Raw genomic sequence first — 451 nt, forward strand, 5'->3', positions numbered from 1 at the left:
CGGGCGATCTTCAGAACCCGGCACGTCACCGTGACCGGCACCCTGATCGGGGCACCGGTCGCGGCCAACTCGCGGACGAGCGGGTAGATCATTTTCCCGGCAGATTGGCCTGAGACAGATACGCCGCCGCCCGCCGCAGAACCTCGTTCTCCTGCTCCAGCAACCGGATCCGCCTCTTGGCGTTTCTCAGCTCGACATTCTGTTCAACCGTCGTGCCAGGCTTCACGCCCTCTTCGATATCAGCGGTCTTCATCCAGTTCGCCAGACACGACTCGGAGATCCCGAAGTCAGCAGCGATCTGCTTCAGCTGATGGCCTGGCTCACGATTTCTGGCGACCCGGACCACATCATCACGGAACTCACGGGGATAGGGCTTCGGCACGGTCAACATCCTTCCAGCAGCACCTCACAGCACTACAAGTCAGTTGACACCGAATCGTTCAGCAGCCCC

General features: G+C 61.0%; 1 pseudogene. It reads right to left on the reverse strand.

The annotated features are described in order from the left end of the window. Positions 1-382 (reverse strand): annotated as a pseudogene (locus tag ACHAA3_RS16830) (transposase); the annotation flags it as partial. Positions 383-451: the final 69 nt, after the last annotated feature.

Origin of the sequence: Aeromicrobium sp. CF3.5 (assembly GCF_051262695.1) — a bacterium.
In the GTDB taxonomy this organism is placed as follows: Bacteria; Actinomycetota; Actinomycetes; order Propionibacteriales; family Nocardioidaceae; genus Aeromicrobium.